The 14,923-nt window shown below is 39.8% G+C and carries 9 protein-coding genes; all 9 read right to left on the reverse strand.

All coding sequences use genetic code 11. The features are described 5' to 3' along the window. Positions 1-6: 6 nt before the first annotated feature. On the reverse strand, positions 7-999 hold the full coding sequence (locus NBH14_RS04755; RefSeq protein WP_186960322.1) for a metallophosphoesterase family protein: 993 nt from the start codon (positions 997-999) through the stop codon (positions 7-9). Between the two features lie 283 nt (positions 1,000-1,282). Further along, positions 1,283-2,161: a sialate O-acetylesterase gene (locus NBH14_RS04760; protein ID WP_186960323.1), complete on the reverse strand. Its 879-nt coding sequence runs from the start codon at positions 2,159-2,161 to the stop codon at positions 1,283-1,285. Between the two features lie 227 nt (positions 2,162-2,388). Then, on the reverse strand, positions 2,389-3,144 hold the full coding sequence (locus NBH14_RS04765; RefSeq protein WP_186960324.1) for a DNA-binding domain-containing protein: 756 nt from the start codon (positions 3,142-3,144) through the stop codon (positions 2,389-2,391). Between the two features lie 128 nt (positions 3,145-3,272). After that, on the reverse strand, positions 3,273-5,126 hold the full coding sequence (locus tag NBH14_RS04770) for a RagB/SusD family nutrient uptake outer membrane protein (RefSeq protein ID WP_250817196.1): 1,854 nt from the start codon (positions 5,124-5,126) through the stop codon (positions 3,273-3,275). Positions 5,127-5,138: 12 nt separating this feature from the next. After that, positions 5,139-8,564: a SusC/RagA family TonB-linked outer membrane protein gene (locus NBH14_RS04775; protein WP_436277973.1), complete on the reverse strand. Its 3,426-nt coding sequence runs from the start codon at positions 8,562-8,564 to the stop codon at positions 5,139-5,141. Between the two features lie 128 nt (positions 8,565-8,692). Continuing rightward, positions 8,693-9,907, reverse strand: coding sequence for a FecR family protein (locus NBH14_RS04780; protein ID WP_186960326.1), 1,215 nt, complete (start codon positions 9,905-9,907; stop codon positions 8,693-8,695). A 79-nt stretch (positions 9,908-9,986) separates the two neighbouring features. Beyond that, entirely contained in the window at positions 9,987-10,565 is a 579-nt protein-coding gene (locus NBH14_RS04785; RefSeq protein WP_186960327.1) for an RNA polymerase sigma factor, read from the reverse strand. Positions 10,566-10,873: 308 nt separating this feature from the next. After that, a complete protein-coding gene (locus NBH14_RS04790) occupies positions 10,874-12,406 on the reverse strand; it encodes a sulfatase family protein (protein WP_186960328.1) in 1,533 nt (510 codons plus the stop codon). 85 nt (positions 12,407-12,491) lie between these two features. After that, positions 12,492-14,831 (reverse strand): DUF5703 domain-containing protein, encoded by a 2,340-nt coding sequence (locus NBH14_RS04795; protein WP_186960329.1) that lies wholly within the window; start codon positions 14,829-14,831, stop codon positions 12,492-12,494. Positions 14,832-14,923: the final 92 nt, after the last annotated feature.

A 14,923-nucleotide genomic window follows, 5' to 3' on the forward strand; every position in this document is an offset into this window, starting at 1 on the left:
CAACCTTTAATCCGTAAACTTCACAAACATATCTTCAATTGTGGACACCAACGGATAGACTCCAATCGAATCTCCTAGCCCGATTTCTTTAGGTGCCGGCGGTATAAAGTTAGCCTTAACCCCTTTTACCTCAGCCATCTCTTCTGTCAATGTCACAATAGCATACAACGGTTTATCATACATCATAGAATATTTCATCAGGCCATATTTATCATTGATTTCTTTCGGGAACCGCTCCTCCGTCATAGTTTCTTCGCCGATCCACACATAGGAAGCGCTATTGATCTGCATATAAGTGATCCCATTGATGTTTTTCGTGTAATTACTATGGTTATGCCCACTGAAAGCAAGTACAACTTTCTTAAATCCCACACGTTTGTTTTCCTTTTCTAGGATGCTTCGCACTTCAGCACCGTTTTTTAGTTCACTGTCAAGACTTTGATGAGACAGCAAAACGGTCTTCAAGTTCGTTGATGCCAAATCCTTTTCCAGCCATTCCATTTGTTCTTTGTCCATATACGAATGGTTACTCAGTGGATACTTCCCATAATTTGCATGGTCATAATGATGAATTTCTTCACCATCGGAATAATTATTACCATCAAGTACCACAAAATGAAAATTACCTTTGTCAAATGAATAATAACGATTCGGCATCCCCATTCCCGCTACATATTCATCTACACTGTAACGATCAAGGTCATGATTTCCGATAACATGATGTTTTTCTCCCTTAAAACTGTTCCATACATCTCTGTACACTTGATTTACACTGTCGAGTCGACAAAAATCCCCCAGTTCGATGATAAAATCCACATTCTCATCACTAGCCACTTTAATAAATGTTTCAACACGTTCCTTTCCACCCGGAACATCCGGTGCATGAAAATCCGATGCGATAGCAAATCTTACTGGGACTTCTTTTTTTTCGCAAGAAGTCGTAACCATTCCCATCGCAGTTACGACTAAACATAAATACACTGATTTTAAATAGTTCATAATTTATCTATTAATTATTTGAGTTTATATAGAATAAGGAATAGGATGCTTGTTTATTAGTATCCTAAAACCTTATTCTATATAATGTCATGAATATAAGCTATTTTTCAGGAGTGGCATGCAACTAAAAACTCCTTAGGGTGGATTATTTTGTTTTTCTCTTAATGATCAGTTCATTCATTAAAAATCAAATCATGCAAAACTCCACTTCAAAAATCATATACAATCATTCCCGTTCCTGTCAACCGAACAGGTATACACCTGTCGATCGAGTAAATTCCATTTACTTGTCACCCCACTTACGTATGATCACTTGCGAGAAACGTCGTCCCAACTCTAACACCCCGTAAGTACCCAAATGCACATCATCTTCCGGCATAGGTATCATATAATCAGAGCATCTCATCTGCAAATCATCAGCGTTAATCCAAATCGCACTGGGAAGAGATAAAGAAGAGCCGGAACCCTCTGCTACCTCTTTTTGTGCATTACGCACCAAATCACGACCGGTAAACCGGGAAGCTGCCATTGGCATCACGGATCCATAGACAAACAGTAGGTCTTCCGCACCCAAATCAAGACGTACTTGCTGTATGAAATTATTCAGGTTTATCCCGTATAAACGGGATCTCTCCATTCCTGCAATATCACGTGCATCTGCTTCCCCTTGTTGCCAGACCATTGCTCGCAATACTGGGGTATATCCTTTTTCCCGCAATTGGGCCAGTCCGCTTTTTACAGTTTCTATAAACTTGGCATATTCTTCTCCTCTGGTTTCCCCTTTCCTATTTCCCGGATTCCATTGCTCATACAAATTAGACCCCGATAGCGCATGTTTTATTAAAGCAATATTCCTATCCGGATATTCATTATGCAAACAAGTGCCTAAACTTAATTCAACTCCGAATTTGTCGTCCGACTCTGATGCCTGACAAAGGAGGCGCCAACGTTCACCTCCTTTTCCTCCGTTTAAATAGCGAGAATAATAGAACATAACAGTCGTATCCACCTCAAACGACCTTGGAATATTTCGTACATATCCTTGTCCTGTTGCATTAGACTGTCCTCCAATTAAAAAAACATCTACTATTCTAGCTCGTCCTACTTGTGCAGACAAGCAGAAAATACAACTCATAAAAATCAACAAAAACAGACCTTTCATTTCTCAAGTATTTTAGGGAGTATGTCATTTCAACACACTCCCTGTTTATTCTATATTTAAACTCCCGGAAAACCAAAGTAACTGTTTTCCGAAATTTTCTAAGGATTCAGAATATTATTCTTCCATTCTACAAATCCCGATGCGCTACCAGTGGCACACGACATGCGCTAGGTAAGACACATAGGATGTGCCACAAGTGGCACATCCTATGTGTCGGAAAGAGAAAACTATTCGATTTCCGGACGGTCGCCACCACCCTCTTCCGGTTTACCGCCAATCCATATCGGTGTGGTAACACTACGTGGGGTTTTCAGGAACTGACGGGAACTATGGCTGTATTGGGTCGTAATAGTCAGCGTGTATTCCCCAGCCGTTAACTCTGCAGGTATAAGTAGAGTTAGTTCCGATGGCATGTTCTTAACAATCAGATCGTCTTCCAACTTCGTTTCTGTACCTTTACTATCAGTCAATACTATACCCACTGCCGGATCCTCTCCTGAAATCTTCAACATTCCACCGCGAACAAAGATATTACGCCCAGCCGTTGCACTTCCGTCTTTGCGACCGGTTTTCACATCTTCTGTTTCAAGGATATACATAATACCGGCCTTTTCACCCAAAATACTGACAGATGTTTCGGAGATCGCTCTTCGAAGATCCTTCCCTTGTGTGAAAGCAACATAAATAGAGTTATTTGCTTTATTCCAAACACCGCTTTCCAAAATGCCGGTAAGTTTGGCTACGGCATAAAACAAGCCTGTGTTCACCTGATATCCGTTAAGGATAAAGTCCATAACAATACGATTGTAAAGTTCCACAGCATGACGCAGTGTTTCCGGCCGTAACCCGGTGTCTTCTTTCAACATCTCTTCGAGAATGTCATCGATATCGACTTTTCCTGCCGATTCGAGTACCAAGATTTTGTCTGTCTTGTCGGCTGTCACCGAATTGTCGGCGATCCAACCTTTTAATACTTTCTTCATGGTTGTAACGATTTAATTATTAATCAAAAACAACGCAAATTCCGCGAACAATACGAATTTCCGGGTATTAACAATCCGTCTTATCCGCGAAATCTGCGTTTGATAGTTTTATGCTTTTCGGTATAACATTACCAAAGCGGATTTTGAACTAATTTACGGCTCTTCAATATTTCTGACTGCGGTATAGCATACAGGTAAGTTTTACGATCCATAACACGAGTCTCAAACGCCCTGCGTTTAAAGAAGTTATTGTAATCTCCTTCCATATTCATTCCATGAAACTCCCCTGCCTGACCACCATTTTCAGGCGAGTTTTCAATTAACATCCAACGACGTACATCAAAATAGCGTTGTCCTTCAGTACATAATTCCACGCGACGCTCCTGACGAATGGCTTCACGTTGCAGTTCCTGATTACCTATAATTCCAGGCTTAATATCTTTCAACAAAGGAATACCGGCTCTTTCCCGTACTTTATCTACATACTCAATAATACGTTTGTCAGACGGGTTCACCTCATTCAACACTTCCGCATACAATAGATAAAATTCAGCCAAACGGAAAAGAATACCCGGACGGAACCAGGAACGAGGATAACTACCATAACTATACAAAGTACGATTAACACGTTTATACAGAAGATAACCGGTATAACAATTATTGGTAGAGGAGTTGTCATCTTTCGCTCCCTTGTGAAAGAAAACCTGTTCTCCTCCAACATGCCATCTTCTACCTGCATACATGACTGTTTGATAAAATCTCGGTTCACGATTCAGGTACATATTAAAAATTGTATCCGTAACTTCCACGGTGTCTGCCAATTGTATAACATTATGTGTTACAGTACTAAATCCTGTTTCCGAATAAATAGGAGATTCTTTAATGCTCAATCCGTCTCTCATAAAGAACGCATCGACCAATTCTTGTGTAACTCCCTGTGCTGACATACCCTGACTCCCTCTGACACCACGTGGGGTACTGCGTCTTTGAAAACCTTCATTATCTACACTCCCCCAAGAGTCTTTGGTTGTTGCCCAAATAATTTCATTATTATATTTCTGGAACAATTCGTAAAGTGAAGCATCAGGATTGTAACGTCCATCTTTACTATAAACTTTATATAATTCATAACGGCCTTCACTATAATTTATAAAATCTTGTAAAGCTTCCAACGCTTTTTGCCATTTGGAAGCATCGTATTCCGGAAACAATTGCTTCCCTTCATTATCTCTCAATTCAACTGCTTCCTTATAACTTCCATTCAACAAAGGACTTGCAGCATAAACCCAAAGTTTAGCCCTGATTGCCAATGCTGCACCTTTTGTCGGAGCAGCTTTTCGTTCATCTGGTTCCGATTCTTTCAACAGATCAGCAACAGCCAGCAATTCCCGATCTATGAATTCTACGACTTCATCAACCGAATTACGGGCAAAATCCAAATCTGTGGCATTAGGATCTACATGATAATCCAATATAGGAATAGGTCCATAGAGTTCAAACAATAAATAATGATAATAAGCACGCAGAAAAAGAGCCTCACTACGCATCTGATTCAATTCCGTTTCATCTAACTGATCTTTATCGCTTTGAATTGTATGCGCCTGATCCAAAAACAGGTTGGCCTGACGAATATTATTATACAGGGACCAACGCGTCAAAGAGGCATTAGCCGCATTTTCTCCCGTTGTTACAAGGTTTTTCAGGTTATTGTGTCCCATTTTCGCTTCATCGGAAGCACCAACCCATGGTAAACCGAGTCCATTACATACCCCATAACCGGAGTTGATCGATACAAAAGAGACATCCGGTATGCCTGTATAAATCCCCCGGTGAAAACGTCTTGTATAGGATGCATTTTCAAATACCTCTTCCATTGTCAACTCGCTGGCCAATTCATCGGAAACAGCCAAATAATCGCATCCGGCGAATACGGCTAAGCAAAGTGACAAAGCGCAAATCTTATATAAACTTCTTAAATTCATATCAACACTGTTTTAAAATGAAACTTCTAATCCTAAGGTAAACGTGCGGGAAAGCGGATAGTTAACCCCTTCATTCTTATTACCAATTTCCGGATCCCACATTTTTATATGATCCCATACGGCAAGGTTATTCCCCATCAAGTAAATCCGTAACGCATTAAACGGTGTATGCCTCAATGTTTTTTCGTTGAAACTATAACCAATTTCGATATTCTTTAAACGAAGAAACGATCCGTTTCGTTGCCACCATGTACTGGCAGCATTGTTATGCGGATGACGGTCAGGTCTTAATCTAGGAAACATAACGTCATCGCTCGGGTTGTTTTCATTCCATCGATCTAAAACCTCTTTACGAAGAGACGATTCCTCCAATCCATAGGTAAACGGGAAAATGAGTTGTCCGGCATTAGCGCCTAAAACAGTAGAGGTATTTCCGGCCCCCTGAAAAAATATACCTGCATAAATCCCCTTGTATTCAGCATTAAAACCGAAACCATAAACTATTTCCGGAACAGAAGGTTGTCCGACATCTTGTACAACGTCATACGAATTGATAATGCCGTCATTGTTCATATCCTTATATTTGATATCGCCTGGTTTGATATCACCACTAAGTCCAGATTTAACAACTCCATCTTTTAATGTGTATTTTCTGTTTATTCCTTCACCGCTAATGATGAAATCTTCTTCCTTATATAACCCTTCGGCAATATAAAGATCCCAAGTGTTAATACGAGTTCCGGTGTCATTCATCCAAGAATAAAGCTGGGGCACTTCGTCCCTTTCGATAATCTTATTTCTAGCAAAAGTAAAGTTTCCTCGTGCACTGAGTTTCCAGTCACCAATCCGATGATTCAATGTAAGGCTGGCATCAACTCCTTTATTGGTTACTATACCAAAATTCTGCCATGGGTTCTGTTGGAAACCAGCCACCCCCGATACCGTTTGACGTTTTAACAGGATATTATGCCTTCTGTTGCTGAAATAATCAGCCTGTAGATCGACGCGGCTATCCAGTAAACCTAGATCAATACCATAGTTTTGCTTGTTTTCAATTTCCCATGATAATGTAGGAGAAGCAAAACGGGCTTCCCAAATACTATTACCCACTCCTCCAGTTGTAGACCCATTCAAAATTCCTAGATTATATCCTCCACCGCCTTGATTTAATGTTCCCCGATAAATGAAACGATCGGTTCCTGTCTGGTCATTACCGGTACGTCCATAAGAGGCTCTGATCTTCAATTTATTGACAATCTTCTTCAAACCTGTCGAATAAAAACTTTCTTCCGACAACAGCCAACCAACACCGACAGCAGGGAAGATTCCGAAACGATACCCATCAGCAAAGTTCTCACTACCGGTATAACCAAAGCTACCTTCTATAAAATAACGGTCAGCATAAGAATAAGACGCTCTGCCGACAAATCCTTGTTTGCGGTAAGGAAGGGCCTGATCGTGATACGATTTTTCTTTTTGCATATAGAGTAACATACCATTGACATTATGCGAGTCGAATGTACGCTGATAATTCAACGAAGCTTCAATGTAAATTTGCTTGTCGTTTTTATGGCTTTTCTCTTCTGAAAGATTATCACTTCCGGCTATAACTTCATATAACTTCAAAGTGCCGTCTTCATTACGTTCGTCCGCATGAAATAATGTAGGACTCTTCTTTCTGGCAACAACATTTGTCGTGTTGGCATCAAAAGAGACTGTTCCTTTAAATGACAATCCTTTGGTTATCATATCTAATTTCTGGTTGATACTCACTTTGGATTGGATATTAGTTCTCCACTCTTTGATATACCCCGAATGATTAATCAAGTTGTAAGGATTATTTCTGTTTCCGGAATGATAAACGTGCCCCGCTAACGATCCGTCAGAGTAAACCATCGGAATTTGGTTGGGAGCGGTACGAGTCATAGCTGAAAAAATATCACCAGTCGCTTGTCCCGGATAGTTAGTCATTAAATATTGTCCGCTCATATCTACATTGATAACAGTTGTTTTGGATACATCAATATCAATATTACTACGAAGATTGAAACGTTCAAGTCCGATATTGGCATCGTATTTCTCCAAACCATTAGTTTCAAACAACCCTTTTTCTGAATAATAAGCACCGGAAACAAAATAACGTGCTCTGGCCGAGCCACCTCTGACATTTAACGTATAACGTTGATTAAAAGTCTTATCTTTCAACAAATCCATCCAGTTAACATCCGGATAGATATCGGGATCTATATGTGAGGCATGTTTTTCAATTAAGTCAACCGAATACATAGGATCTTTTCCTACATTCATCAACGCCTCGTTGTAAGCCTCCATAAAATTCTTAGCTCCTAAAAACTCAGGTACACGAGTTGGAGTCAACATAGTTCCTTCGGCCCTGAAAGTAAACTTCGGTTTTGCCTCACGCCCTCTTTTAGAGGTAATCAAAATAACCCCGTTCGCTCCCTCGGCTCCATAAACGGCTGTTGCTGCAGCATCTTTTAGAAGGGAGAATGTTTCAATTTCATCTGGTTCAATATCTGCCATGGCCCGAGGAACACCATCAACCAGGACTAACGGGTTCTGTGCACCACTGAACGTACTGACCCCCCGAATCCAAAACTCAGAATTATCATAGCCAGGCTCGCCTGATCGCTGCACGGCGATCAGGCCCGCAACTTGGCCGGCCAAGTTGTTTGTTAAATTCCTGCTTGGTACTTTTAGTTCCGCACTCGTAATGGTATTGATAGAACTGACAACACTACTTTTTTTCTGCTGACCGTAACCAATAACCACAACCTCTTCCAAAGCTTTGGTATCTTCAAAAAGTTGGACATTGATATTACGTCTCCCATCTATTTTTATATCCTGAGTGACATATCCCAAATAGGAAATACTTAAAACTGCATTTTTGCCGGAAACATAAATCTCATAACGTCCATCTATATCGGTCGTAATACCATTTGTCGTTCCTTTTTCAACAACTGAAGCACCAATAACCGATTCACCATTGGTATCCGTTACCACACCAGTCACTTTTGTCTTATTTTGCTGTGACACCGACGAAGATTGCTGATCACTTGTTTTTTTAGTTATAATGACTTGCCGATCTTCTATTTTGAAAGTATTATCCGTATCTCTGAAAATAAAATTCAGGATCGTTTCAATATTCTGATCCTCCAGGCTCAGACTTACCTTTCTGTCTAAATCGACTACATCAGCCATACAGAAGATAATAAACTCACTTTTATTTTCAATCTGTTTGAAAACATCTTTTACGGTCTTATTCCTAACGCTAATCGACAATAATGTCTCTTGAGAATACATATCAGAGGCAAAACTTACACCTATTCCAAGAAATAAGAATAATACGACAGCTCTCATTATTCGCAAAAATTTCATGCATTCAGTGTTTTTTACACCGAACTTCACTTTTAAATTCATAACTTTGTAAATGATTTAAGTTAGTATTGTTATTAACAGACTAATTTTTAGAGAGCCGGATAATATTGGGAGTATTGTTCGGCTCTATTTTTAATTGTAGATTTAAGGATCCATAAGTAATTATTTTTTTAAGGGTTCATACTAATTTTAATACAATCATCATTATAAATGAACTGCATCGGGATTGCAGTCGCATCTTTCAAATTATTCAACACATCACCTAATTCCTCTTTCAGATCAAGTTTACCATAACAAGTTCGTTTTCCAACCTCTTCATCCCATTCTATCTGAACTCCATAATACCGGGATAACTTCTTAAATACAATATTCAACGGCTGTTTCTCAAATTGGTAATACCCGTTTTTCCATGCAATATAGTTATCTACATCCACGGATTGAACTGTCGCTTCATTTGTTTTAATATCATAATCGAACTGTTGGTTGGGTGATAAAATATCAGAATGGTTATTGCTTGTCTTTACTTCGACTTTTCCTTCAACCAGAGTTACCTGCAAATTCGAATCACTTTTATAGGCAGAAACATTAAAACTTGTCCCTAATACTTTTACATCCATTTCTCGTGTTTTTACAACAAATGGTCGATCTATATCAGAGGTTACATCCAAATAAACTTCACCCTCTATAAATATTTCTCTCTTTTTCTTTTCAAAGACCACAGGATAAATGACCTTTGAACCTGAATTTACCCAGATTTTTGTTCCATCAGAGAAAGTAACAGAAGAACGTTTTCCCAAAGGGACAATCAATTGATTAAAGGCTTCAGCATGGTCTTTTTCTTTCGATACACTCTCCACCTTTTGAGAATTAACATTAATATCACCATCCTGATTATACTCCACCTGACTTTCTTTTTCCGAAATAGCAATCTTTTTGCTTTCTGACAAAATCAACTCCACATCCCCAGAATAGTTACTCGCCTGATCTACAGATTCTATTATCGCTAAATAATTTATATCTTGCTTATCTTTCAGATAGAACTTACCGACTGTAAGAAAACACAAACAAATAACTGCTGCAACTCCGGTTATTATTCTGAAAATGTGGACTCTCTTCTTCCTGGTTTTATTTTTATCAGTCTTCACTTTAATCTGATTCCATACCGCAATCTCATCCTCTGACGAGAAACCTGGACTCTCCATATCCTGTTGTAAATGCATAACAAAGGTACAAGCTTCATCGATCTCTAACTTCAATTCTGGGTCTTTTTCCCGAAGTTCGTTCCAGAACCTTTCATTTTCAACATCAGGAGCCAACAACCATTGAATAAAATATTCATCATTCAACAGTTCTTCAACATTATATCCTGTATAATTCTTATTCATAAAATTGTCCGTTTAATAGTAAAAGCCAGAGGAGCGCTTTTTATACTCACTAAAAAACGTTTTTTTATGAAAATAAAAATTACTGCAGCGCAAGTAGTAAAATCAGAAACAAATCCATATCTATCTGAGAGGTTCTCATTTTTTTCAATGAGCGTTGAATCAGATTCTGTGCAGATTGATAATTAAGGTCCATCAAGCCGCAAATTTCTTCCATACTCATCCCTTGAGTAAACCGATAATAAATAATTTCTCTTTGCCGGGAAGTCAATAGCGAAAGAAGTTTTTCTATCTTCTTACTTTCAGTCACATACTGTTCATTTTGGATATATTGGTCTTCTACCGTCAGTTCGATCAAAAAAGGCATATCCCCAACTAAATCTTCAGATACAGATTCTTTATGAATAGCTTTGATTAAATTATTCTTAAAAGCACCAAACAAGTAATATTTGATATTATCACAAAATTCCAATTTCGTCTTGTTATCATATAAATACACAAAAATATCTTGTATACTATCTCTCACGACTTCCTCATTCGATGTAAAGCAAAGACCATACCGATATAGTTTTCGTGCATAAGTCGTATATATCCAGGAAAACGAATCGTCATCACCTGAGATAAATTGCTGCCACTTTATTTGACTTTCATCTACTAACATACATAAATGAGTTTCAACTTAATCTGACAGTCTAAGATAAAACTGAACATTTCCGTTCATATATGTTTCATTCTCCAAGACTGTCAGAAAAATAAATTTGTAAGCAAAGATAATCAAAAAACAAAGAAATCTGTTTTTTGATGTTTCATTAGCTAATGAAAGCCATCCCCGAAATCCTGTATCTACAGATCCATGTCTAATCTTTGGCCGGCATTTTGAATTCAGTCAACCCTATGCAATAAAGGAAAACAAGTATTTAGAAAAATCTACGCAAAGGTTTGCAGAATTGCTTATTTACACAAAATCGTCTATTTATTCTTTTCTTTTTCCAAAATAGACCTAAGTCGTTCTATAATCTCCGGATGTTGAGCCGCGATATTTACTTTCTCTCCAACATCATCTTTCAGGTTATAGAGTTGAACCTCCTTATTATTCCCTAATTCCGTATTTGTTAACTTATTATATACTGCTCCATTGCCAGGAGTAATATATTTCCAGTTTCCATCAGAAACAGATAAAGTACCAGCCTGCTCTATAATATAATCACGACCTTTCGAATCTTTACCCAAGAGTGTTTCCAACTGATTACGGCTGTCGGGAGCAGCCTGATCGGCGATCTTTCCTCCAACAAGTCCGGCCATCGAAGCAAACAAGTCAATATGAGAAACTAAAGCGTTCGAAACACCTGGTTTTATTTTGGCAGGCCATGAAACGATAAAAGGAACACGAGTTCCCGCTTCAAAATTACTATATTTTCCACCTCTAAAATCTCCCCAGGGACGATGATCACCCAGTAACTCCACTGCTTTGTCAGCATATCCGTCATCAACAACAGGACCGTTGTCACTACTTAGCACAATCAGCGTATTTTCTGCCAGTCCATTCTTTTCCAGTGCTTCCATTATTTGCCCCACAGTCCAGTCAAACTGAAGCAAAGCATCTCCGCGTGGTCCCATACCGCTTTTACCAACAAAACGAGGATGAGGCCAACGGGGAACATGCGCATCATTGGTCCCAACATATAAAAAGAAAGGTTCACCCTTATGATTTTCCAAAAACTGCACAGCTTTCATTGTAATACTATCGGCAATATTCTCGTCTTCCCATAATGCTTGCTTACCGCCTTTCATATAACCGATACGGGAAATCCCATTCACAATAGCCTGATCATGTCCATGATTCGGGCTGGGTTTCAACTTGGTCAACAATTCGGGATGATCTTTTCCCAAAGGTTCCCCAGGGAAAGGTTTTTGATAACTCACTTCGATCGGATCATTCAAGTCGAGATTAACAACATGCTCATTTTCTAGCCAGACACAAGGTACACGGTCACCCGTTGCCGCCATAATATAGGAGTATTCAAAACCGATATCCGACGGACCTGGAGTAATATGCCCGTTCCAGTCTTGTCCTCCCGTTTTATCCGATAACCCCAGATGCCATTTACCGATAGCTCCGGTCGTATATCCGCATTCTTTGAACATATCGGCAATCGTATACTGTTCCGGGCGGATCACCATACCCGCGTCACCTGTCGCAATCCCCGTATCGTTACGTCGCCAGGCGTAGTGTCCGGTAAATAAGGAATAGCGAGACGGTGTGCTGGTTGCAGCAACAGAATGGGCATCCGTAAAACGGATTCCCTGAGAAGCAAGTTTATCTACATTGGGGGTATGAATTGTTTTTTCCCCATAACAACTCAGGTCTCCATACCCGATATCGTCTGCAATAAGAAAAATAACATTGGGTTTCTGCGGCGTGGCTTCTACCGTTTTTTGTTTGTTTGCAGAACAGGCAACGAACGCAGAAGTCCCTATTCCAAGCAGTAAAAGTGATTTCATATTATTATTATTTAGTAAGTTACTTTTTAACCATCAAATATTTCCAAACATTTATACTTTTGTTTTCATATTACTGATAATAAATTCATTCCAAAAACAGTTCAACATCTTTCATCCGGCTTTCCGGCAAGACTTCCAGCTTTTGTATTTCACCATTTCTATATTCCACTTCCACAGTTGTGTTTTGAGGAGCATGCAACTTGAAACAGACATCTTTGTCTTTCGGCCAGCAAGGTAATACATGTATCTTGTTTCCTATAGTTTGCAATAACATCTCCTGCAAACCGATCATACCCGAGCCTCCCCAATTATGATCCGGTACCCAATCGTGCCCTGGCCCCCAGAACGTGGGGAAACGTCGTTCCGAATCCTTCAGTTTCCGCCTATTATACTGATACGCCTCCTCTACCATCCCCATCCGGGCATAAAAAATACCGTCCTGATGCCAGCTGATTACCATATTCTTCGGGAAATTCCCATGTTTCCATGTGTTTCTGAATACAGGAATTTCACTGCTGTTTATATCGTAACGGTTGAAAGGAAAAAGAGGATAAAACTGCGGACACTCCACATTCTGATACTTGATATAGGATTCTGCCGGTTTCACAACCGTATCACCCTCTATCACATCATAATATAAATCGGGTAATCGTTCCAGATAAGCGGAGAAATAGTCTCTGTCCTTATCCGACACAGAGTCGCTCCGTAACACCAGCAACGATTCCAGGCAGGAACGGATACCGGAAACCAGATCCGCCGGATTTTTTGCACCCCGATAGGACTCGCACGAAGTAGACGGAAAGAAAACCAGCATCCCGTTTTCATCCAACGTCTTCCCATCTCTCATCTGCTGCCTTTTTTGATAATGCTCGTCGAAGAAAATCAAGGCATTCTTGATAAAAGGCATATATTCATCAATATTTCTTCCGGTGAAACGATTATATTCCAAAAGCATATACGCATGTTCTACCTGTGATTCCCAATGATAAGAGATGGAACCGTTAGCCATAACTCCTTGTTCAACAGGCTCAAAATAGGTATTGACAGCTTTTATCTCAGGTGAGCCGAACGGTAATTCCTTCCCGCGCTGTCTCATTTTACTTCCTTCCCATCCCCATCCGGCACCAAAATCCAAACCTGCATCATTTGCATATTCACAATACACGGCCCCGTTATGTCCGAAATACTCCCAGACTTTTAACTGGGCACCGCGTAATCCTCTTTTATATAAATTGAACTGGGCAATCATCCCGTCAAAATCGCCACTCTTCAGCATAGGCCAGAAAAGGAGACGTTGGTTTTGTGCGGTAAAGACATCGCCGCCCCATTGGCGCCAATCAGGATCATGCTCCATTTTGGGGTCGACATATCCCGGATCGAATGTAAGGTTACCACCATTAAACTTGGATGGATATTCTCCATACATATTGCAGCCCAGCTGATAGCGGAAGAGTTGATAATTACGTCCAACCTCCCATAAGTTACCTGTATCTTTCCGGGCCGGATCAGTGATAATCCAGCTTTGGTTCCAGAACTGCCGCCACCATTCCGCATTTTTATTCGGATTTCCTTTCTCCTTATCCGCTAATGCCGCTTTTTCTTTTAAACGGGTTGTCCATTGGTTCATATCCGGAGTCTGTTCCCTGTGAGTAACAATCTGTAGATGATAATTATTGCTGGTTTCCTTGCTTTTCAGGGACCATGCTTTAAAATCAGTGTTACAATACCTTCCTTCCGTTACATCACCGGCTACCAGATTATCGCCAAACATAAAACCTCCGAACGTCAGATTACTGATAGTATTACAAATCTCATCTTTGTATTCGGTCAGTTTCTGTTGCTCTATCATCACATCAGGCGATAATGTATTCTCCGCATTCCGATGGTAAAACAGGATACCGTTTTCCGAAAAAGCAATCTGATCTTTCTTCTTAATCACTTCCCCCGGATAACCTTCCATTCCAAAACATCCGAAACGACCTCTCTTTTCATTAGCCAACTCCCGATCCTCCGTTCTCCAGTTCTCATAAAAAGCTTCCATTGCTATTTTTTTATCCGAATGCAGATCGAAGTGAATGGATTGCGTAAAAATATCGACCCACATTTTAATATGAACCGACTCTTTACCTTCTTCACCGGCCGAAATCAGAATTGAACCGTCTTCCAGCCTGAGAGATTGTTGAAAACCAGTCACTCCGGCAAAAGGATTAGGCGTAAGACGTAAACGGACGCGCCCTAATTTCAGGTATTCGCCATTTTCACTAAAACTACCGCTTTTCTGCATGTAAAACAGAATATCACCCGATTCAACCCAAACATTACAACCGATATCTCCTCCACCTAAAGGCATAGACTCCGAAGCATTCAATGAAGGTTGCTCCCAAGTAATATTATACATGTCGGTCCACAGGGTTTCATTAGCCATTTTCTCCTTGCTTTGACAGGATAATAATATCAGAAGAAAGATTAAGAATTGAAAACATTTTAAAGAATTCATGATATTGATTTTAAAATATT

The sequence above is a fragment of the Parabacteroides caecihominis genome (assembly GCF_023656785.1).
GTDB lineage: Bacteria > Bacteroidota > Bacteroidia > Bacteroidales > Tannerellaceae > Parabacteroides > Parabacteroides segnis.

What these genes read in the sequence shown, in the direction of transcription:
- NBH14_RS04765 (WP_186960324.1), bottom strand. Translation starts at nt 3,144, where the DNA reads ATGAAGAAAGTATTAAAAGGTTGGATCGCCGACAATTCGGTGACAGCC.
- NBH14_RS04790 (WP_186960328.1), bottom strand. Translation starts at nt 12,406, where the DNA reads ATGAAATCACTTTTACTGCTTGGAATAGGGACTTCTGCGTTCGTTGCC.
- NBH14_RS04775 (WP_436277973.1), bottom strand. Translation starts at nt 8,564, where the DNA reads ATGAATTTAAAAGTGAAGTTCGGTGTAAAAAACACTGAATGCATGAAA.
- NBH14_RS04755 (WP_186960322.1), bottom strand. Translation starts at nt 999, where the DNA reads ATGAACTATTTAAAATCAGTGTATTTATGTTTAGTCGTAACTGCGATG.
- NBH14_RS04785 (WP_186960327.1), bottom strand. Translation starts at nt 10,565, where the DNA reads ATGTTAGTAGATGAAAGTCAAATAAAGTGGCAGCAATTTATCTCAGGT.
- NBH14_RS04770 (WP_250817196.1), bottom strand. Translation starts at nt 5,126, where the DNA reads ATGAATTTAAGAAGTTTATATAAGATTTGCGCTTTGTCACTTTGCTTA.
- NBH14_RS04780 (WP_186960326.1), bottom strand. Translation starts at nt 9,907, where the DNA reads ATGAATAAGAATTATACAGGATATAATGTTGAAGAACTGTTGAATGAT.
- NBH14_RS04760 (WP_186960323.1), bottom strand. Translation starts at nt 2,161, where the DNA reads ATGAAAGGTCTGTTTTTGTTGATTTTTATGAGTTGTATTTTCTGCTTG.
- NBH14_RS04795 (WP_186960329.1), bottom strand. Translation starts at nt 14,831, where the DNA reads ATGGCTAATGAAACCCTGTGGACCGACATGTATAATATTACTTGGGAG.